The sequence below is a fragment of the Halosolutus sp. DAT137 genome (genome assembly GCF_059736405.1).
Genome location: NZ_JCAQID010000007.1, coordinates 331,085 through 351,661, shown reverse-complemented (window position 1 = coordinate 351,661; position 20,577 = coordinate 331,085). Strand labels below are relative to the sequence as shown.

Genomic DNA, 20,577 nt, shown 5'->3' with positions numbered 1-20,577 from the left:
GATGTCCGACTTCGGCACTCCGAACCTCGGGAGCGACCTCGCGGCGCTGGCCGAGGAGTACCCCCACCTCGACGACCACCTCGAATGGTTCTACGAGGAGTACGGCGAGTATCCGTCGCTCATCGACGAACCGGACGACGAGTGGGAGTCCGATCGCCCGAACGTAATCTACATGGCCGAGGAGCCGATTCTGTGTCACGTCCACGGCGACCTCGGGATCAGCACCACTTACTACTGCGTCGAGCCGACGCTCGAGGATCAGGACAAGGAACTCTACAACCGGATTCGACAGCGGATTCTGGACAAGAGCGTCACCCGGCCGGCTCCGGGCGACAACGAGCAGTTCGAAGAGCACTTAGACGAACTGTTAGACGAGGTCGTCGAGATCACCTCGGGGATCACGGGCCAGTCGATCGGGCGGCTCAAGTCGCTCGGAACGAGCAAAATCTCCGTCACACAGAACCAGTTCGATCGACTACGATACCAGCTACAGCGCGATATCGTCGGGCTGGGACCGCTAGAACCGGTGATGACCGACCCGGAGAACGAGGACATTCACGTGATCGGTCCCAAGCAGTGTTATCTCGATCACGGGACCTACGGGATGATCTCGGCGACGGTCGACTTCGGGACGCCCGAGGAGTTCGAGCAGTGGTTGCGCAACATGGGCGAACGGATGAACCACCCGGTGAGCGACTCCGATCCGGTGATCGACGCGACGCTGCCCGACGGCTCGCGTATCAACATCATCTACTCCGACGACGTCTCCGTCCAGGGACCGTCGCTGACCATCCGACAGGGTGAGGAGATTCCGCTGTCGGTGTTCCAGATCACGAAGTGGGGAACCCTGAGCCCCGAACTCGGGGCGTACCTCTGGCTATGTCTCGAAAACGAGCAGACGGTGTTCGTCGTCGGGGAAACGGCATCCGGAAAGACGACGACGCTCAACGCCGCCCTCTCGTTTATTCCGCGGGACGCGAAGATTTACACCGCCGAGGACACCGCCGAAGTCATCCCGCCACACGACACCTGGCAGCAACTGCTCACGCGGGAGGGATCGGGCGACGAGAGCGCCGACGTGGATATGTTTGACCTGGTCGCTGCCGCACTGCGATCGCGTCCCGACTACATCATCGTGGGTGAGGTTCGCGGTGCGGAGGGGCAGATGGCGTTCCAGGCAGCACAGACCGGCCACCCCGTGATGTTGACCTTCCACGCGAGCGACATCGTCTCGATGATCCAGCGGTTTACCGGGGCCCCGATCAACGTGCCGGAGACGTTCATGGACAACTGCGACGTCGCGCTGTTCCAGAACCGGGTCAAACAGGGCGACAACGTGCTCCGCCGGGTGACGTCGGTTCAGGAAATCGAAGGCTACTCCGACTACGAGGGCGGCGTCGTCACCCGGCAGGCGTTCAAGTGGGACCCGCGCGACGACGAGGTCGCTTTTACCGGGCGGAACAACTCCTACGTCCTCGAAGAGCAGATCGCGACGCTCCTTGGCTATCAGGACACTCGCGAAATCTACGACGAACTCGATCGCCGCGCGGAGATTATTCGCCAGTTGATCGACGCCGACGTGCTTGGCTACCACGAGGTCAACGATGCGATCGCGGGATACCAGCGCGACGGCCTGCAGGGCCTGCCGATCCGGATCAGCGGTCTCGATCAGTTTGCCTGAGCATGTCCACACAGCAAGCACCCGATATGAGTGCCCGCTCGCTGGCGAAGGCACTCCTCAGGGCGTACGCGAACATGGAGACCTCCGTCGAGCGGTACCTCCTGCTCGTCATCGCTCCGTCGATCGTCTTCTTCTTCGCTGCGATCGCCGTGCCGATCGCGCTGGGGTTGCCGCTGACCGTCATTGCCCCCGCGATGTTGCTCGGGCTGTTGGCGATCGTCGTCGCGGTGATCTACCCGAAACTCGCCCAGGATCGCAAGCGAAAACAGATTCGCCAGCGCTTTCACCTCTTTTTGACCCACATTACCGTCCTTTCGATGACGAACATCAACCGCGTCGAGATCTTTCGGACGCTCGCGGAGGAAGACGAGTACGACGCCCTGGCCGAGGAGATGGGCCATCTCGTCGGACTGGTCGACACCTGGAACCAGAGTCTCGACGACGCCTGTCGGCTACGGGCCAAACAGACGACGAGTCCGCTTCTGACGGACTTTCTCGAACGCCTCGCGTACACCGTCGGTGGCGGCCAGCAGATCAGCGAGTTCCTGATCGACGAGCAGGATACGATCATCCAGCAGTTCGTCACCCGCTACGAGTCGGACCTGGCGAAACTCGACGTGATGAAGGAACTCTACATGTCGATGATGCTGTCGGTGGCGTTCATCCTCGTCTTCGCGATCGTGCTCCCGATCCTGATCGGGACCAGTCCGACGCTGCTGATCGCCGGAACGATCGTCCTCTTTGCGATCGCGCAGGCGGGATTCGTCTACGCCATCCACGTCGTCTCGCCGTACGATCCAATCTGGTACATCGAGGAAACCGCGGGCGTCGGTCCGCTCTCGCGGATTCCGCGGGCGCTCGCGATCGGCTGTGGAGCGAGTCTCGTCCTCGGAGTCGTCGTCTTGCTCGTCATCCTCGGACTGTTGCCGATCGCGCCCGATCGGATTCCGCTGCCGATCCTCGCGGCGATTCCCGTGACGCCGTTGTTGTTACCCGGGTGGCGTATGCGACAGGAAGAGAACCGCGTCAAAGTCCGGGACAGCGAGTTCCCCAGTTTCATCCGCGCGCTCGGGACCGTCGAGAGCGTCAAACAGACGTCGACGGGAAGCGTCCTCGAGAGTCTGCGACGGAAAGACTTCGGCGCGCTGACGCCGAACGTCGATTCGCTCTACAAGCGGCTCAACATGCGTATCGACAACGTCCGATCGTGGCGGCTGTTCGCCGCGGAGACCGGGTCGTACCTCATCCAGAAGTTCGGGGACATGTACGTCGTCGGCCGCCAGATGGGGGGTGACCCGCAGGTGCTCGGTCAGGTCATCAGCAAGAACCAGAACGAAGTGCTCAAAGTTCGCGAGCAACGTCAGCAAGCGACGACGACCCTGATCGGCGTCCTCTACGGTATCACGGCGTCGTCGGTCTTTGCGTTCTTTATTGGACTCGAAATCGTCGAAATCATGATGGACGTGACCGCCGAGATGGACCTCGATCAGGGCACCGATATCGCGGGCGGTTTCCTGCACACCGAACAGTACAACCTCCCCATGATCGAGTACCTGCTGATCATGACCATCCTCATCAACGCGATGCTCTCGTCGATCATGATCCGGTTGACCGATCGCGGACACATGATCAGCGGACTGGTTCACTTCGTGTTCATGACCTGGCTTGGGGCCGTTATCGCTGTCATCACTCAGTACGTGGTTAATTTCGTCATCAGCGTGTGATTCATCCAAGTTACGAATGGGCCGCGTTCGGATTCGAGACGCCCCCTGGTACGACTCACGGTTCGTAATGACGCGAGCCTTCTTGGTGGTCGGAGAACAGACATTCGGTAGACCGGAACCTCCGGCGTCGATCCATGTCAACCACGAAGCCCTATCTCGAGACACTCGAACAGGCGGCCGGACGAACCGACGCGACCATCCAGTGGGCCCGCTTTCTCGGCGAAACCTTCGGAACCACGGGTGCACTGAACTGTCTACGGTACTACGAGGATCTCGGCTGGATCAGTCCGCTCGTTCGAGAGCAGATGACGTCGTATCTGCGTGGCCTGTCACTCGGTGAAATCCACAACAAACGGTACGACGAACCGACGACCCTCGAGTATCCCCTCGAATCGCTCAGCGGAACGCTGTTTAGCGCACACGCCCAGAGTTTGTCGTATCTCGCACGAATCAGGGGAGACGACCTGGAAGAACACGTGATGATCGCTCGAATGGCCGAACGACGCGTCGAACGACAGATCGACGACGAGGACGACACCGACGACCCCGACGAAATGGTGAGCATCATCCGCGACCGACCGTCGACTCACTGACCACACATCCGGCAGTCGGCCACAATACTTTTCATATCGGTTGGAATGTGGACAAAATTGATCAGTTGTAATTCTCAATGGGAGTTTTATGGCTAATTTCTCCTATCTATATTAAATTCCCAAAAACTATCGAACAACTCCAAAATAGTACAATTTTTGTGAAAGTTGGGCGTGTTAAATTATCGAGTTTTTTGCCGGTCAATTCCATGTCGTTTAATACGTGACAGTCCAAGAAACCGAGTAGTCGTGGATGGCATCGAATAGCAAATACCCGCCGGTAGTGCGTGATCGTCGGGGACGAAACGCTGCCAACCGCGAACACCCCCCAACGGTGATTGTCAATGCGTGAGGACATCTCAAACACCGAGTCCGTGCTCGACGAACTGTCGAGGGCGGCGACTGCAGACACACAGTCGGAATCGTACGACATCTCCCTCGGAACGACCGAGGACTCGAGCAGAGACGTCGAACGCGAACTCGACGAGTTGATGGCGCAGGTCAACGGTGCGCTCCCAACTGACGAGGTGCAGTTCGACGACGCGATCATCAAGGAGAACCTCGACGAGATTCTTCTGATGCTCATCTCACTTCACGAGGAAACCCACGGCAAGGAGTTGCTCTCGGATCTGACCCATCTCTTCGACGCCCAGCTCAGCCCCGGTACGGTGTACCCGAGCTTGCACAGGCTCGAAGAAGACGACGTGCTTTCGATGCACGCCAAAGTTCGGACCAAAGAGTACTCCATCGCGGACGACGCCCACGTCCGTGGGACCGTCGAACGGACGATGATCCAGCATCTGGCCTTCGGCCTGTTGCTGTACGCGTTCCTGCCGCAACTGGACTGAAGACGAACGCAATTTTGTTCGAGTAGCGGATTCGAGAGACCGATAGCGCCGGCTGTGTCGATCGATAGCCGGTCGCCAACCGATCGCCGTCGCGCCGTTGCCGCCCGTTACTGATCCTCGAGATCGGCCGCGATCGAGGAGAGGCTGTCACTCGGCGGTTCGCGGGCGTCGTAGTACGCCGATTCGCCGGGTGCACGGAGACCATAGAGGAACCCCGGTTCGACGATGTCAATCAGCACCGAGCCGCCGGTCGGAATGGCCGTGTCGTCGATCCACGCCGCCAGCCGGTCCCTCCCGCCGCTCGGGTCGCGAGCGTGGTTCGGCGTCTCGTAGACGCCCGGGATCGAGAGGTCGTCCCCCGCGAGCGCTCGCCTGATGTCTGCGAACAGTTCGTCGCCGTCGATGACGACGCGGACGACCTCCCCGGTCGGGAACGCGTCGCGATCGTCGGCCGGAATCTCTACGCGGTGGCCGGTCGCGGTCTGTGCACACGTGGCTCGAACCGTCTGAACCGACGGATGGTCGCTCGAAATGCGGTCTGCCATAGTACAACAAAAACGGGCGCTGTGGTTATTCGTCGTCGCCGTCGCCGAGCAGTTCGTCGATGTCGGTACTGCCACGGTCGACGATCGCGGCGTTGATCTGTGCGACGGCGTCGGAGATTTCACTGCCACGGACCGTGATCCGGCGGCGCTCGCCGTCACGGGACGGGCGGTAGCCAGTTTGTCGGCCGGTCATGAGCACTTCTGTCAGGTTTCGTCCGGGAACGTCCGGGTTGAGCGGTCGGCCGGCGTCGTCGGAGCCGCCGGTGATCTCGAGCGTGTAGCCGTCGAGTCCGACCGCAGAGCCGTCGACCGATTCTCCGATCGATCGGCCGATGAATCGATTCGCGTCCTGTTCCTCCGCATCGAGCTGGTAGGCCGACCCGGATTCGGGGTCGCCGACGACGACAGTGAAACTTGCCATGCACGGGAGAAAACGGCCAGTGCCCAAAAACACATCGAAACGAGAGCCGCAGGTGACCGTCAGTGACTGTCATAGCCCGACCGGTACGGCCGTCTTGCTCGATCTGTCCTGCCGACTCATCGATCGTTTCAGGTACTGCCGGATCCTGCTGACGGTGCTATTTCGATACCGACCGGCTTACGGTCCCGGACAGCCGCCTCGCGCGACAGTGCCGGTTATCGAGTCGCTCGTTCGGCTCGTCCGTCGCTCGAGACGGCGGAAACGACAGTACTTCAATTTTCGATTCATAACACTTCAATAGTCGATGCGTGTTCGACAGGATCGACGACCCGGTCTCGATGTCTGCCCGACCAGAGTAATCGCGCCGGTATCGGGTCTCTGCCGGTGGAATTTTGGGCGCGCGCGCTGTCCGATCGCGTATGGCCATCGATCCGGGGCGACTGGAGATTCGACTCCGCGACGAGTTCGGCGGGACGATCGGTCAGTCTCGCGTCGTCGTCCGGCAGGCGGTCGACCTCGCTGACTCGGGCCGGTATCAGGAGGACGCCGGATTCGAGTTGACCAACGACATCGTCATCGACGAACTGTCCGACGCTCGGGAGGGGACCCCGCCCGATCGGTGGAACTGGTGGATCGGGTCGCTCGAGGTCGCCTACGGCGGCTACGGCCGATTTGGGATTCGTCGGTATCAGCGATGATCGAGTCGATTCTCGGGTTCTCCAGTATCGTCCGCGACTGGTTTGATACGGATTCGTGTCCGTCGTTACCGCCGACCGGCGAACCGTCTCGGCCGGTCGGCGGTAATCGATGACACGAATTCGTATGAGAGCGTCCGTCTAGTCCTCGGTATAGGGTCCCTCGTTGAGGGCAACGGGGTTTCTCGCTGAGGGCAACGGGGTTTCTCGCTGAGGGCAACACCGATTGTGCTGGACTGCCAAGGGACACCCAATGCGCGAACTGACCCGTCCACTCTGGCCGGCGTACCTGCTGACGGTCCTCGTCGCGGGGCTCGGGCACTGCTATCTCGGGCAGCTGAAACGTGGGGCAGCCTGGTTCGGTCTGTACGTCCTCGCACTCGGGTTTCTGAGCGCTCGAACCCTGTCGAATGCGCTCGATCCGGGCGAGCCGTTCGTCGTGACGGCACTCCAGTTCGACGCGGTCAGCTACACCGATGTGGCCGTCCCGCTCGCCGTGTTAATCGTCTGTCTGCTCGACGTCTATCTGATCGGGCTGACGCGCCACCGGGCGGGACCAACAAACGGGACGCCGGCACGATCTAACGGCCCGTCGTAAGCTGGGAATCGAACCCGAGTTGCGAGACGAATTCGAGTTGTAGAACTGACAGGAGTGTCGTTTTTGGTTCCGCCGATCGTAAGGGTTCGTATGAGTCGGTTCGCCACTCCCCTCCTGAAAGGCGTCGGCGTCTTGGTGCTCGCCGTCCTCGTCCTCTCGGCGGTCGCGACGATCGTCGGCCTCGCGCTGTCGATCGTGGCGACGGTACTCTCGATCGTCGTCAGCCTCGTCGTTCTCGGGCTCTTCGTGCTGGCGCTGGTCGGCCTCTGGTCGGTTCTCGGCGGCGACGGGGACGATCGTGAGACGGTGGGGCAGGCAGATAGAAAGCGCTCGGCCACCGTGGACGATCGCGACGCGGAAACGCGGCTTCGAGAGCGGTACGTCGCGGGCGAGATCGACGACGACGAGTTCGAGCGCCAACTCGACCTGTTGCTCGAGACGGAGGAGACGGCGGCGAAACTGGATCGACTCGAGCGCGACCGATCGCGAAACAGCGAGTCAGTCTGGGCGCGGCTTCGCGACCGGTAACGCGTGCCCACGTTTCGTACACCCAGAGAGCCCGCAGAACGTCCAAGGAAAACGGTATGTTCGTCCCCTGTGACGATACTGTCATGACCGAGTCCGACCGCGTGACGTTCGACGTCTCGATGGCCGTTGGGGTCTTGCTGGCATTGATCGGTGTGACCGCGTACGTGGCCACGGAGTTTGCGAGTGCCACCGCGCTCATCCCGTCGATTTTCGGAATCGCGATCGTCACACTCGCCTCGCTCGGCCGCAATACGGATCGACAGCGGCTGGCGATTTACGGTCTCGGGCTGTTCGCAGCGCTCGGCGTCGCGGGCAGCCTTCGAGGAGTTCCGGACATCCTGACGCTCGCGACCGGGGGCACCGTCGACAGTCCGATCGCCGCGGGATCCCAGGCCGCAATGATCGGGCTGTGTCTCGTGGTGCTCGGACTCGTCGGGAGGTCGTTGCTCGACCAGCGGTGAGCGCGGAGCCGCAGGCGGGTGGTCGACGCCCGCGCGGAAACGGTCGCAGACGGATACGTTGGTTCGGTCGTAGGCGAACCCTCTCGTTTCGGTCGCGACGAACCAACGGAGGCAAGCGTCTCCAGTCCCGACACAGTCACGATGGACGTCCAGTTTCTGGGTGGCGCTCGCGAGATCGGTCGGAGCGCGATCCTGATCGACGATCGGCTCCTGCTCGATTTCGGGATGGACTCGGGGAATCCGCCGGCGTTCCCGATCAGCGACGTCGATCCCGAGGCGGTCGTCGTCAGTCACGGCCACCTCGATCACGTCGGCTCGATTCCGACGCTCGTCTCGGGCGACTCGCGGCCGTCGGTCCACTGGACGCCGCCGACGTACGATCTCACGATGGTCCTCGCCCGAGATACGATCAAGCTTCACGGGGGGACCTACGACTGTCCGTTCACCGAAGCCGAGGTGGCACGGCTCACGGAGGTTTCGGAAACCCACGGCTACCGCGACCCCTTCAACGCTGCGGGGTACGAGATCACCTTTTACGATGCGGGCCACGTTCCCGGCAGCGCACACGTGCTGATCGACGACGGGGAGACGCGACTGCTGTACACCGGCGACTTTCATACGGAGGGACAGCAACTCCTCGCCGGGACGACGGCCAGACCCGACGCCGACACCGTCATCTGTGAGAGCACGTACGCGGACACGATGCGACCGCCCAGACCCGAGATCGAACGCGAGTTCGCCGAAAGCCTTCGGACGACGATCTGGGAGGGCGGCACCGTCGTCGTTCCCGCGTTCGCGATCGGGCGGACCCAGGAAGTGCTGTGCATCTGCGAGCAACACGACCTCGAGTGTTACGTCGACGGGATGGGCAAACGAGTTACCGAACTCTTCTTGCGGCCGCGAAATCGCGAGTTCCTGCGCGACCCCGACCTGCTTCGCCGGGCGAAGGGAAACGCCCGGTTCGTCGACGGGAGAGACGGGCAGCGAAAGCGAATTGCCGAGCAAAACACCGTCATCGTCACCACCAGCGGGATGCTCCACGGCGGGCCGGCGATGACGTACGTTCCCGCGATCAGCTCTCACCCGACCAACAAGATCACCATGACGGGCTATCAGGTCGAGGGGACACCGGGTCGCGATCTGCTGGACACCGGCAGCGCCGAACTCGACGGGCGGGTCCAGCGGGTCAGCGCACAGGTCGAGCAGTACGACTTTTCGGCCCACGCCGATCGAACCGGGTTGCTCGCCGTTCTCGACGAGTACCGCGACAGCGAGGTGCTGGTAGTCCACGGCGATCGCTGCGAGGCGTTCGCCAGCGAACTTCGCACGGACGGGTTCGACGCGAGCGCGCCGGAACTCGGGGCGACGGTCTCGGTCGGTTCGGAGTGATCGACGGCGGACTGCGCGACAGGGAGCGCAACTTGATCGTCTCGGAGGACGAACGACGAGTATGCGTCTCACGAGACCACCGTTACCGTCGCACGCCGCCACCCCGTTTCGCGTCGCGTCCGATCGAGGTGAGCGGTAGTGGCCCGCGTCCTCGTCGCCTACGGCTCGAACGAGGGGCAGACGGCGACGATCGCCGGACGGATGGGTGACGCGATCGCGGGCGACGGCCACGACGTGACACTCGCCCACCTGAAGCACCCGCCCGCCGGTCTCGAACCGGGAACGTACGACGGCATAATCGTCGGGGCCTCTATCCATACCGGGACACACCAGCGATACGTCACCGAGTTCGTCCGCACCCATCGATCGACGCTGTGTCGACTGCCGTCGGCGTTCTTTTCCGTCAGCCTTTCGACTGCGTCGGCCGATCCCGAGACGCGATCGGCGGCCGAGGACCTTCTCGAGACGTTTCTCGAGGAGACCGAGTGGGATCCCGACGGGACGCTCGCGGTCGCGGGCGCGTTGAAGTACAGCGAGTACGGACTACTCAAACGGTTCGTGATGCGCCGAATCGCGGGGAAGGAAGGCGGCGACACCGATACGTCGCGGGATTACGAGTACACCGACTGGGACGCAGTCGAAACGTTTGCGGCCGAGTTCGCGACGCTCGTCTCCTGAAGATTTCGGTACCGCCTGCGATCGATCCGGATAGAACCGTGGTCCGCCCGGTGAGCCAAGCGGAACCGGAACCCGTTGCCGGGCCTGAAACCTCTTTTGAGCGGGTCGTGGTCGAGAACGGTCCATGACGACCGATCCCGACGACCTCGAGTTGACCGACGCCGAACGGGAGGCCCTCCACGACATGCAACTCGGGATGGAGTACGTCCACCGCGCGTACGGAAACCTACTGACGTTTCATCACCAACTCGGCCACGCGATGGACCGGATGGGCGACGCCGAGGACAGCCTTCGGGAGGCCGGCCACGACGAGTGGGCCGACGCCCTCCGCGACGAGCACCTGCCGGCCGGCGCGATCAGCGATCAGTGGACCTTCGAACTCGTCGAGGAGTTCTCGACGGAGTTTCTCGAGGAAGTCGACGCTTTCGAGACGGACATCAGGGACGAACTGGCCGACGGCGTCGATCACGTAACCGAACGCCGGCAAAAGCGCCACGTTCGCGAACGGAGCGAGGAGTGATTGACTCGATCGCCCGTCAGTTGACAAAAAGCTGCAGTCTCCGGTCGAACGGGTGTGCCCCGGTTATTCAGCGACAAGCTGGATTCCGCCGCTAATCGCGACGTTCCCTCGACCGCGGGTGTCGATCTCGAACGTGAGATCCCAGGACTCTCCGGGACGTAGCGGATCGCCTTTCGTGACGTCCGCTGGCGTCTGATTGAGATTCCCACCGACGATACTCCCCTGTCGGTCCTCGTCGATCAGGACGTCGAGCGGTCCCCAATTATCGTAGCCACTTCCCCAGATCGGGTCCTCTCCCGATTCACCGGCGTTGACATCGACGTAGACGTAACAGTCCCGGCTTCCGTTGTTTGTGACGGTAACGAGGTCCTCGAACCTCGTCACCGCGTTCCGGTTGACGGACTCGAACTTCAATTCGAGCGTCCCATCACTGATCTGGACGAACTCGGTTTCATCACCGACGTACTCCTCGTTTTTCGACAACCCGAGGAGCGCACCCGAGTCGTCGTCTGCGGTCTCGATCGTGACGCTGCGCTCTGCGGTAACGCTCGAAAACGCTCCCGTTCCGATCGCCAGCCCGGAACCCGAGACGAGTGCACCCAGTCCGAAGACGATAGTCCGTCGTTGCATGCGTGGTAGTCGCGTTTGCGTCTCCCGGCAGCAGCTCCTGGGGCACCGATCGGCCGCAGCCGATCGATTCCTGTCAGATCAATCCCGCCGAACGCATCCGTGGGCTAAATTACGGCGACGATGACTAATGCGTTTCGACTGGTTTGGATCGGAATGTACGGGCATTCCGAACTAGGGACACCATCGCCTATCGAGACTGGCGGCGATAAAAAAATGAAACTCGAGGGTCGATCAGTCGTCGGCGGGGGTCGCGCCGCCTGCGCCCTCGGCCTGTTCTCTCGTCCAGGCGAGTTTGCCACCGGCCGCGAGGATTGCGCGTTCGCGTTCGGAGGCGTCGAGCGTCGCGGTGTACTCCTCGTCACCGACGCGGACCGTAAACTCTTCTTGTCCGCTGGTGACGGCCTCGTAGACGTCGTCGACGATCTCGATCTCGTCGCCCTGATCGATCGACTCGTAGGTGTCCTCGTCGATCGTCAGCGGGACGATACCGAAGTTAAACAGGTTCGCGCGGTGGATGCGAGCGAAGCTCTGTGCGAGGACGCCCTCGATGCCGAGGTACATCGGACAGAGGGCGGCGTGTTCGCGCGAGGATCCCTGCCCGTAGTTCTCGCCGGCGACGAGGAAGCCGCCGTCGGCGTCGAGAGCGCGCTGGGCGAAGGTCTCGTCGACGCGGGAGAGCGTGAACTCGCTCAGTTTGGGGACGTTCGACCGGTACATCAGGATGTCCTGCGTTGCAGGGATGATGTGGTCGGTCGTGATGTTGTCTGCCATCTTGAGCAGGGCTTCACCGGATATGTTCGAGCCGAGCTGGTCCCGGATCGGGACGTCACCGATGTTCGGACCCTTGATGAGCTCGTCGTCGACGGCTTCGTCGGGGCTGATGAGGTCCGTCTTGGAGCCGTCGTACTCGTCGGGGAGTTCGACGCCGGGTGCCTCGAGGTCACCGAGTTCGTCTGCGAGGTTGCGCGGGTCGACGATTTCGCCTTTGAGCGATGCGGCGGCGGCGACCTCCGGCGAACAGAGGTAGACGTTGTCGTCTTCGATACCGGAACGGCCCTCGAAGTTGCGGTTGAAGGTACGCAGCGAGACGGAGTCGCTGGCGGGAACGTGACCGATGCCGATACAGGCACCACACGTCGCCTCGGAGAAGTTGACGCCAGCGGCCATCATCTCCGCGACCCAGCCCTGGCGAGCGAGCATCTCGGAGGCCTGCTTGGAGCCGGGGGCGACGATCGTCTCGGTCTCCATCGAGGTTTCGCGTCCCTCGAGCATCTTGGCGACGGGGAGGATGTCCTCGTAGCCGCCGTTCGTACAGGAGCCGACGATGACCTGCTCGACGGATTCGCCCTCGACTTCGCTGACGGGGACGACCTTGTCCGGCATCGACGGCTGAGCGATCAGCGGTTCGAGGTCCGAGAGGTCGACGACGATCTCGTCGTCGTACTCGGCGTCGTCGTCGGGCTGGAGTTCGACGTACTCCTCGCCGCGGCCGACGCGCTCGAGGTAGTCCTCGGTCTGGTGGTCGGTGGGGAATATCGACGTCGTTGCGCCGAGTTCCGTCCCCATGTTGGTGATCGTCATCCGCTCGGGTGCGGTGAGCGTCTCGACACCGGGACCCGTGTATTCGAGAATCTTGCCGACGCCGCCCTTGACGCTCAGGCGTCGGAGCAACTCGAGGATGACGTCTTTCGCGGTAGCCCACTCGGGGAGTTCGCCTTCGAGGCGAACGCTGACGATCTCGGGCATCTCGATGTAGTACGGTGCGCCGCCCATCGCGACGGTGACGTCGATTCCGCCGGCACCGATCGCGAGTTCCCCGAGACCGCCGGGGGTCGGGGTGTGGCTGTCGGAGCCGAGCAGCGTCTTGCCGGGCGCTGCGAAGTTCTCGCGGTGAACGTTGTGACAGATACCGTTGCCGGGGCGAGAGAAATGTGCGCCATATGTACCGGCCGCAGAGCGGAGGAAACGGTGATCGTCGGTGTTCTTAAAGTCGAACTGGTAGGTCTGGTGGTCACAGTACTGGGCAGCGATCTCGGTCTGGACCTCGTCCAGTCCCATCGCCTCGAACTGGAGCCAGACCATCGTACCTGTCGTGTCCTGGGTGAGAACCTGGTCGATCTCGATCCCGATCTCCTCGCCGGTTTCGAGTTCGCCCTCGACGAGGTGGTCGTCGAGAATCTTTTCGGTGAGAGTTTGTCCCATAGCACCCGAATCTCGGCCGTCCGTCCTGATAAATCCAGCGTGTTTCTGTGGGGATCGACCGTGTACTTCCGCGTTCGATACGACAGTTCTCTCGTAAGTATTGCCGGCCGACTGTACGTTCGTCAACTCCGAAATGAACCACCGTCATTTGACCCGCCATCCACTCGCCGCCCGACCCAGCTACCAGTGTTCATCCGATCCGCTACTTCCCCCTCCTTATCCGATCCGTCACCCATCTCGCCTCGTCCGATCCGAACGAATACGCTTATCTCGTTCCCGAAGCGTTGCGTGGATATGTACCGCTCAGGTGCGTTCGTCGCCGACCACGTGTCACCGATCGCCGAGGAGCAGGTCCAGCCAAACGGCGTCGATCTCACCTTAGATGTCGTCTTCGAGCAACTGGAGCCGGGTCGAATCGGTCGGGACGGAAAGCAGATTGGCGATCGAATCGCTCGCCCGCTCGAAGAACTCGAGAAAAAAGACCCCGACACGTACTACCTCCCCCGGGGGAGCTACATCGTCCGCTACGGCGAGCGAATCGAGATTCCGGCAGGACACGTCGGCTTCGTCTACCCCCGATCGTCGCTGATGCGCAACTCCTGTATGCTCAATACGGCGGTCTGGGACGCCGGCTACGAGGGTCGCGGCGAGGGGCTGTTGCAGGTCCACCACGACGTCGAAATCGAACGTCGGGCGCGGATCGCCCAGCTCGTGTACGCCGAAGCGAACCACGAGGGGGTCTACGACGGCAGCTACCAGGGCGAAAATATCGAGTGAGCCGACGACGCGCCATCAGCGAGAATTCGATAGTACCAGATCAGTCTCTTTGTCGCTGGTGTGACTGTCTGTACAGATATAAGAACCGTCGGTGACTGCATGGGAACGGATGTCCACTCGCTCGTCGAATCGCTGGCTGTACGCGTGGGGTCTCGCCTCGATTGCGCTCGGGTGTGCATCGCTGATCGTTCCATTGTACGTGGTCACGCTGGGTGGTGATCCGTTTACGCTGGGGATTGTCGCGGCCGTGGCGGCGTTCGTTGGCGTTCCGGGTGCGCTCCTGTTCGGTCGACTGGCCGATCGGACCGGAAAACGGCGCGTGTTCGTCCTCGTCGCGATCGCGCTCGTCGCGGCGATGCTCGCGCTCGTTCCGTTACTCTCGTCGATCGCACTCGTGATCGCTGCGAACGCGGTCATCTGGTTCGCGTTCGCGGCTGCCGTCCCCGTGTTGACCCTGCTGGCCGTGGTCGACGTTCCGGAAGCCGCCTGGAGCGAACGGATCGCGTTGCTGAACGAGTATCAGGGGGTCGGCTGGGCGGTCGGGCTCGTCCTCGGTGCCGTCTGGACCGCGGGTACGGAACTGCTCTTCGAGCCGGCCACCGCACAGCGAGGACTCTTTTTCGTCTGTGCGACCGCCGCCGGAATCGCACTCGTCGCAGGATACCGGTTCCTGCCGGCCGATCCGGATCCCGGCGACGAACCGGAACCGCGACGCCTCCGGCGCGCGATTCGCGCCGCCGCAGGGTTCAACGTTCGCGGCGTCACGTTCCCGTTTACGCCCGGCCGGATGGACCCCCGGAGACTCCACCCCCGGCGGCTCGCGGCGCGGTTCACGCCGACGCTCGCGCTCTACTTCGCCGCCATCGTCCTCGTCTTCGCCGGATCGGCGGCGTTTTTCGCACCGCTGCCCGCGTTTCTCTCCGAAGCCGGGTTCGGGACCGACGGAACCTTCGCGATGTACGTCGTTTCGAGCCTCGCAGCGGCGGTATTCTTCGGCCGGGCCGGCACCCTCGCGGTCGAATACGACGTGACGATCCTCCAGACGGTCGGTCTGCTCGTCCGGGCGTTCGCCTTTCCCCTCGTCGCGATCGGCGGCGCTGCACTCGGTGGGGCAACCCTCGGCTTCGGAGTCGCCGCGGTACTGTTCGTAGTGATCGGACTCACGTGGGCCGTCATCGCCGTCACTGCCGGGACGCTCGTCACGCAACTCGCTCCCGTTTCGGTTCGCGGCGAAGCCCTCGGCGTCTACGGTGCGCTGTCGGCACTCGCGGGCGGCGTCGGCAGCGTCGTCGGCGGCTGGCTGGCTGTGTCCGGGTACGTCCTCGCGTTCGGCGTCGCGGGTGGACTCGTCGCGACCGGCGGTGCGATCGTCGTGCTGGTCCACTGGCGGCTGTCGCCGTCGCCGGCGAGCGATCGCGTGCCGTCGTAAGCGAGTGATGACGCCGCGGTGGGGTGGGTAGCGACGCCGTCGCGTCGATTACGCTTCGGCCTCCTCGTCGTCGGGATCGGCGTCTTCGTCCCCCGTCTCGTCGTCTCGGTCCTGTCCGTTCCCCGTTCCTTCTTCCGCCTCGGGTTCTTCGTCTTCCTCGCCGGGACCGCCACAGCCGGCGACGAGCGCCGTCGACCCGGTCGCGATCGCGGCCGAAGCCCGAAGGAAACGACGGCGCGATCGATTCTCGTCTCTGTTCACAACGGGCGTTACGGGGTGACATGGATAAGCCGTCAGCCGGCACGCGCGCGGTTGTCTATGATCGAGTGTCCAGTGCCGGTGGGTCGTCCAGTTCCGGCGGGCCAGTGCCGGCGCGGTAACAAAAAGCGATCGCGGCGGCGACTGTCTGCCGGTTTGCGTACCGTTTTGACGGTCGTCGGTCTACGACCGGTCATGATGGCGACGACGCACGCGTTCGCGGGACTCGTAGCCGTTGCGCCAGTCGCCTACGCCGCCCCGGAGCTGGCCGGCCCGCTGGCCGCCGGTGCGATCGTCGGCGGTCTCGCACCCGATTTCGATCTCGTGATGGACCACCGGCGGAGCTTTCATTTTCCGGTTATCGGCGTCGTCCCGGCGATCGTGGCCTCTGTCCTCGCCGTCCTGCTCGCCACACCGATCGCGGTAGCACTCGCAGCAGCAGCGGTGGCCGCCTGGCTTCACGCGGCGAGCGACGCCCTCGGCGGCGGCCGGGAGATGGACCCCTGGACCGATCCGAGCGAGCGGGCGGTCTACGACCACGTCCGCAATCGGTGGCTTCGCCCGCGGCGGTGGATTCGGTACGACGGAGCACCCGAAGACGCCGCGCTGGTCGTCGTCCTCGCGGTTCCCGCCGTGATCGTCTACGACGGCTGGACCGCCGTGATCGGCATCGGGGTTGCGCTGTCGCTCGTGTACACACTGTTTCGACGGCGGTTGGTCGCCTGGACGCCGGACTGGCTCGAGTGACCGCCACGGGGTGACGTGTACGTTACTCGGAGATACTTATTGCTGAGACACGAACCGGGTACTGTATGAGCGACACAGATGTCATCGTCGTCGGTGGTGGACCGGCCGGATTGAGCGCCGGCCTCTTCACGCAGAAGAACGGACTCGAAACGATCCTCTTCGATACGGACTCGACGTGGATGCACAAGGCTCATCTGTTCAACTATCTCGGTATCGGCTCGGTGGACGGGTCGGCGTTTATGGAGACTGCGAGAAATCAGGTCGATAGTTTCGGGGTCGATCGAAAGCAGGGTGAGACGGTCGAATCCGTCGCTCCCTCGGACGACGGGTTCGTCGTCGAAACGCAAGCGGACGAATACGAGGCGACCTACGTCGTGCTCGCGACCGGCGCAAACCGTGATCTGGCAGAATCGCTCGGCTGCTCGTTCGACGGCGATATCGTCGACGTCGACGTCACGATGGAGACGAGCGTCACCGACGCGTACGCAACGGGAGCGATGGTTCGAGCCGAGGAGTGGCAGGCGATTATATCCGCCGGTGACGGTGCAGCGGCCGCGTTGAACATCCTCTCGAAGGAGAAGGGTGAGCACTACCACGACTTCGACGTTCCGGCGGACGCAGACCGCGTATTCGGCGCGATGGCAGTCGAAGAGTAGCGCGAATCGCGATCGAAACGCAGCGCATTCGCCCCTCTTCTGACGAGTAGTCCGACACAGTGGACGACGCGATCGAACTGGAAGTGTATACTCTCTCGACGAAGCCTCGACGCAATTCGAGTGTTCTGTGTGATGTTCGGCCGTGATCGTCCGCGAGTCGGAACGCTGATAGTACCGTGCTTCAAGCCACCCTGTATGGTCGATACGTTTCTCGCCCAGACGGTCCACCTGCTCTTTGCCGCGATCTGGGCCGGTAGCGTCTTTTACGTCGCGTTCGTCGTCGTTCCGCTCGCACGCGACGGCGCGTTCAACACGACGAAACCGCTCGAACGAATCTCGGGACGGCTGACGACGATCTCGCGGGTGAGTGCGCTGGTCCTGTTGCTCACGGGCGGCCACCTCGCGGGAACGCGGTACACCGCGGACAGCCTCTTTGGTACGATCAACGGACAACTGGTACTCGTGATGGTCGCCCTCTGGCTCGCGTTCGCCGGCCTCGTGGAGGTGGGGGCGAAGCGGTTCGAGACCGGTCTCAACGGAAAAAAACTCCGTGAACCCGCCGCGACCGCCCTGCCGTTCTACCGGGCCGCGGCGATCGTCGGACTCGTCTTACTCGTCGTCGCCGGCGCGATCACGACGAACCTTTCGGCAGCCCTGTAGGGATGTGTACCGCCTCGCTTCCGGCCGCCGATCGACCCGCTGCCGAGAGTCGGCCCGCCCGTCAGCGACGAACGTCCTCTCTGGCTGACAGTCCGCCGAAAGATACTTAGTCGGTTACTGTAACGTACTCGAATAATGCTCAGGGGGAAAGAACTGGCCCTGTCGGTCCTCGCGGTCGGGGCGGCAGCCGCAGCCGGCTACGTGCTCCGCGCGGGACGCCCGCGGGACCGCTCTGCACGATCGAAAGCGGATCTCGGCGCGCGCATCGTCGAGGACGTCCCCGACGGTGCGACCGTCGTCGACGCGACCTCCGATCGCCTCGCTGACATTCCCGGCGTTCGGCTGGCGATCGATCGCGCAGTCCGAAACGACGCGCGCGAGGAGTGGGAACACGTCACACTCGACCGCGACGGTGCCTGGTCGGTCGTCGACACCGTTCGCGGCTCGCTCCCGTACTACGAGGGAAGCGGCTACGAGTACAACGGCGTCTACATTCACTACGAGGACCGAATCGTCGTCCTCGACGCGATCGGCTGGGCGCGCTTCGAGGAGCCGATTCACTGAGTTCGGCGTCGCTTCGAGAACTCGACCGACGACCCGAGAGACCCGTCGGAATGAGACCGATCGGTGTACCATTTTCCCGGCGATCGCTCGGCCGAGGCAGCGATCGCCAGCGAAGAATGACGACGGACCGTCCGAGGCGAGACGCAAATCACAACCACTACCTCACCGCCCCGCCGACCACCGTGTATGCAACTGGGCGTAATCGGACTCGGACGCATGGGACAGATCGTCGTCGATCGCACGCTCACAGCGGGCCACGACGTCGTCGCCTTCGACCTCGACGCGGACGCCGTCGCGACGGCCGCCGACGCCGGCGCGGAGCCGGCGGAGTCGATCGACGACCTGCTCGATCGACTCGGTGACGAAAAGCGGCTCTGGCTGATGGTTCCGGCGGGCGAGGCGGTCGATATCACGCTCGAGGAACTCGAATCTGCGCTCGACGCCGATGACGTCGTCGTCGACGGTGGGAACTCCTACTTCGAGGACTCGGTTCGTCGCGCCGAATCATGCCCCGCGGCCTATCTCGACTGTGGCACCTCCGGCGGTCCCGCGGGGGCCGAACTCGGCTTTTCGCTGATGGTCGGCGGTCCCGAGTGGGCCTACGACGAACTCGCCCCCGTCTTCGACGCAGTCGCGACGGGCCCGGACGGCCACGAACGGATGGGACCGTCGGGATCGGGCCACTACGTCAAGATGGTTCACAACGGTGTCGAGTACGCGTTGATGCAGGCCTACGGCGAGGGCTTCGAGTTGCTTCACGAGGGCCGGTACGATCTCGACCTTGAGTCGGTTGCCTCAGTCTGGAACAACGGTGCAGTGATCCGATCGTGGCTGCTCGAGCTCTGCGAGGAGGCGTTCCGCGAGGAGGGAACCGATCTCGGCGACGTGGCCGATCGGATCGAGGGCGGATCGACCGGCACCTGGACGGTTCAGGAGGCGCTCGAACAGGAGGTCCCGCTCCCGCTGATCTACACGTCGCTCTCCGAGCGATTCGGCTCGCGGGCCGACGACGGCCGCTTCTCCCGCCGGCTGGCGAATCGACTCCGGTATGGGTTCGGCCGTCACGAGGTCCCGCGCCGGGAGTGACTCGCGGTCGCGGCGGATTCTTTTTGTTCGCCGGCCTCATCACCGGCCTCGTTCCGACGCCGATTTTCGATCGCATGGTTCCGCGATCCCCGCTGGATTATGGCTTTCTCGCCCTCACCCCGGTCCTACTGGGCGCGTACGTCGACCCGATCCGGCCGCTGTTCGGCCTGCTGGCGATCGGCCTGCTCGGAGGTTGTGTACACTCGGGTCGCCACGAACGGGTAACCCGGATCACGGACCTCGGATGAGCCGTCCGACAGCCGCGGTCTCGCGTGAGCTCTGTGCCTGATACTTACAGCCGAACGACGCCGTGGCGCGCACAATCGTCGATACGCCGGACCCAGCGACTCGGACCCAGTCCGAATTAGCACCGACCGTCCCGCGTGTCCACTCTCGTTGCCGTCGAACGTACCGTCCACCGGAACGATCGCGTCCTCCTGTGGAAACTACTAGACCTCAGTGTATACTATAATAGTGATAAGTACTGTACAAAGGTGTGGGTTAATATCAAACTCACGACTGTTTTTAATTCTCGGCAAGAAATCGATGATCCCGGTTGCTGGGGGCTGCTGCTCTGTGTTCCGGGATCCAAACCCGATCGAGATCGCTTTTCCTCGGTTTCACGTTCAGCCGGCGTTGTTTTCACACGTGGCTGCCAATCACAATTTGCGCTCGTCGACGGTCCCGCTTTCGAGTTCGATCGACTAGAACCCTTCTCAAAACGCCTCTCTCCGGCGTACCCTCTCGTCTGACGGACCAACTCTTGCGGCGTGGATACACTCGCGTGGCGTGGATGCCATGTGCGTGCGTCGCCTATCGGACTGGCTCCGTCGATCCCAGAGGCATCTCCCCGCCACTTACTTAATGTCTTTCGATGGACCATTCTATAA

Annotated in this window: 24 protein-coding genes; 19 read left to right on the top strand and 5 right to left on the bottom strand. The window is 63.0% G+C overall.

All coding sequences use genetic code 11. The features are described 5' to 3' along the window. The first annotated feature begins 1 nt into the window (after position 1). The 4 genes from flaI (at position 2) to AC6I6L_RS11335 (ending at position 4,843) form a co-directional block, all read left to right on the top strand. The gene (gene flaI / locus AC6I6L_RS11350) at positions 2-1,681 is read left to right on the top strand and encodes an archaellum flagellar ATPase motor FlaI (RefSeq protein ID WP_497917875.1); all 1,680 of its coding nucleotides are present in this window, start codon (positions 2-4) and stop codon (positions 1,679-1,681) included. After that, entirely contained in the window at positions 1,678-3,405 is a 1,728-nt protein-coding gene (gene arlJ, locus AC6I6L_RS11345) for an archaellar assembly protein ArlJ/FlaJ (RefSeq protein ID WP_497918200.1), read from the top strand. Before flaI ends, arlJ begins: the two co-directional genes overlap by 4 nt. A gap of 134 nt (positions 3,406-3,539) precedes the next feature. Continuing rightward, positions 3,540-3,998, top strand: coding sequence for a FlaD/FlaE family flagellar protein (locus AC6I6L_RS11340; RefSeq protein WP_497917874.1), 459 nt, complete (start codon positions 3,540-3,542; stop codon positions 3,996-3,998). Between the two features lie 341 nt (positions 3,999-4,339). After that, a complete protein-coding gene (locus AC6I6L_RS11335) occupies positions 4,340-4,843 on the top strand; it encodes a helix-turn-helix transcriptional regulator (RefSeq protein ID WP_497917873.1) in 504 nt (167 codons plus the stop codon). A 107-nt stretch (positions 4,844-4,950) separates the two neighbouring features. On the opposite strand, the gene AC6I6L_RS11330 is transcribed toward AC6I6L_RS11335, so the two are convergent. Then, entirely contained in the window at positions 4,951-5,388 is a 438-nt protein-coding gene (locus AC6I6L_RS11330; protein ID WP_497917872.1) for a DUF7112 family protein, read from the bottom strand. A gap of 25 nt (positions 5,389-5,413) precedes the next feature. Continuing rightward, positions 5,414-5,809: a 30S ribosomal protein S6e gene (locus tag AC6I6L_RS11325; protein WP_497917871.1), complete on the bottom strand. Its 396-nt coding sequence runs from the start codon at positions 5,807-5,809 to the stop codon at positions 5,414-5,416. Between the two features lie 419 nt (positions 5,810-6,228). Between AC6I6L_RS11325 and AC6I6L_RS11320 the strand changes: the two genes are divergently transcribed. The 7 genes from AC6I6L_RS11320 (at position 6,229) to AC6I6L_RS11290 (ending at position 10,678) form a co-directional block, all read left to right on the top strand. Further along, on the top strand, positions 6,229-6,507 hold the full coding sequence (locus AC6I6L_RS11320) for a WNWW family protein (RefSeq protein WP_497917870.1): 279 nt from the start codon (positions 6,229-6,231) through the stop codon (positions 6,505-6,507). Positions 6,508-6,757: 250 nt separating this feature from the next. Then, entirely contained in the window at positions 6,758-7,102 is a 345-nt protein-coding gene (locus tag AC6I6L_RS11315) for a hypothetical protein (protein ID WP_497917869.1), read from the top strand. 90 nt (positions 7,103-7,192) lie between these two features. Then, entirely contained in the window at positions 7,193-7,630 is a 438-nt protein-coding gene (locus AC6I6L_RS11310; protein WP_497917868.1) for an SHOCT domain-containing protein, read from the top strand. An 83-nt stretch (positions 7,631-7,713) separates the two neighbouring features. Continuing rightward, positions 7,714-8,091, top strand: coding sequence for a hypothetical protein (locus tag AC6I6L_RS11305; protein WP_497917867.1), 378 nt, complete (start codon positions 7,714-7,716; stop codon positions 8,089-8,091). Positions 8,092-8,232: 141 nt separating this feature from the next. Further along, positions 8,233-9,480, top strand: coding sequence for an MBL fold metallo-hydrolase (locus tag AC6I6L_RS11300; protein WP_497917866.1), 1,248 nt, complete (start codon positions 8,233-8,235; stop codon positions 9,478-9,480). A gap of 138 nt (positions 9,481-9,618) precedes the next feature. Continuing rightward, entirely contained in the window at positions 9,619-10,158 is a 540-nt protein-coding gene (locus AC6I6L_RS11295) for a flavodoxin domain-containing protein (RefSeq protein ID WP_497917865.1), read from the top strand. Between the two features lie 124 nt (positions 10,159-10,282). Then, the gene (locus AC6I6L_RS11290; RefSeq protein ID WP_497917864.1) at positions 10,283-10,678 is read left to right on the top strand and encodes a hypothetical protein; all 396 of its coding nucleotides are present in this window, start codon (positions 10,283-10,285) and stop codon (positions 10,676-10,678) included. A 63-nt stretch (positions 10,679-10,741) separates the two neighbouring features. Here the strand turns inward: AC6I6L_RS11290 and AC6I6L_RS11285 are convergent, their stop codons facing one another. Next, complete coding sequence (locus AC6I6L_RS11285; protein ID WP_497917863.1) at positions 10,742-11,308, bottom strand: hypothetical protein; 567 nt, start codon at positions 11,306-11,308, stop codon at positions 10,742-10,744. A 231-nt stretch (positions 11,309-11,539) separates the two neighbouring features. Continuing rightward, complete coding sequence (locus AC6I6L_RS11280; protein WP_497917862.1) at positions 11,540-13,510, bottom strand: aconitate hydratase; 1,971 nt, start codon at positions 13,508-13,510, stop codon at positions 11,540-11,542. A gap of 294 nt (positions 13,511-13,804) precedes the next feature. On the opposite strand from AC6I6L_RS11280, the gene AC6I6L_RS11275 reads away from it, so the two are divergent. Continuing rightward, positions 13,805-14,287 (top strand): deoxyuridine 5'-triphosphate nucleotidohydrolase, encoded by a 483-nt coding sequence (locus AC6I6L_RS11275; protein ID WP_497917861.1) that lies wholly within the window; start codon positions 13,805-13,807, stop codon positions 14,285-14,287. 109 nt (positions 14,288-14,396) lie between these two features. Further along, the gene (locus AC6I6L_RS11270; protein WP_497917860.1) at positions 14,397-15,716 is read left to right on the top strand and encodes an MFS transporter; all 1,320 of its coding nucleotides are present in this window, start codon (positions 14,397-14,399) and stop codon (positions 15,714-15,716) included. Between the two features lie 48 nt (positions 15,717-15,764). Here the strand turns inward: AC6I6L_RS11270 and AC6I6L_RS11265 are convergent, their stop codons facing one another. Continuing rightward, on the bottom strand, positions 15,765-15,977 hold the full coding sequence (locus tag AC6I6L_RS11265) for a hypothetical protein (protein WP_497917859.1): 213 nt from the start codon (positions 15,975-15,977) through the stop codon (positions 15,765-15,767). Between the two features lie 192 nt (positions 15,978-16,169). On the opposite strand from AC6I6L_RS11265, the gene AC6I6L_RS11260 reads away from it, so the two are divergent. From AC6I6L_RS11260 to AC6I6L_RS11235, 6 genes are all read left to right on the top strand, one after another. Continuing rightward, on the top strand, positions 16,170-16,721 hold the full coding sequence (locus AC6I6L_RS11260) for a metal-dependent hydrolase (RefSeq protein ID WP_497917858.1): 552 nt from the start codon (positions 16,170-16,172) through the stop codon (positions 16,719-16,721). Positions 16,722-16,786: 65 nt separating this feature from the next. After that, a complete protein-coding gene (locus AC6I6L_RS11255; RefSeq protein WP_497917857.1) occupies positions 16,787-17,377 on the top strand; it encodes an NAD(P)/FAD-dependent oxidoreductase in 591 nt (196 codons plus the stop codon). 195 nt (positions 17,378-17,572) lie between these two features. Next, positions 17,573-18,037 carry a copper resistance protein CopD gene (locus AC6I6L_RS11250; RefSeq protein WP_497917856.1) on the top strand — a complete coding sequence of 155 codons (465 nt, stop codon included), beginning with the start codon at positions 17,573-17,575 and terminating at the stop codon, positions 18,035-18,037. 132 nt (positions 18,038-18,169) lie between these two features. Beyond that, positions 18,170-18,601: a hypothetical protein gene (locus tag AC6I6L_RS11245; protein WP_497918199.1), complete on the top strand. Its 432-nt coding sequence runs from the start codon at positions 18,170-18,172 to the stop codon at positions 18,599-18,601. 186 nt (positions 18,602-18,787) lie between these two features. After that, positions 18,788-19,687, top strand: coding sequence for a phosphogluconate dehydrogenase (NAD(+)-dependent, decarboxylating) (gene gnd, locus AC6I6L_RS11240; RefSeq protein WP_497917855.1), 900 nt, complete (start codon positions 18,788-18,790; stop codon positions 19,685-19,687). Next, complete coding sequence (locus tag AC6I6L_RS11235) at positions 19,684-19,935, top strand: hypothetical protein (protein WP_497917854.1); 252 nt, start codon at positions 19,684-19,686, stop codon at positions 19,933-19,935. The genes gnd and AC6I6L_RS11235 overlap by 4 nt, the downstream gene beginning before the upstream one ends. Positions 19,936-20,577: the final 642 nt, after the last annotated feature.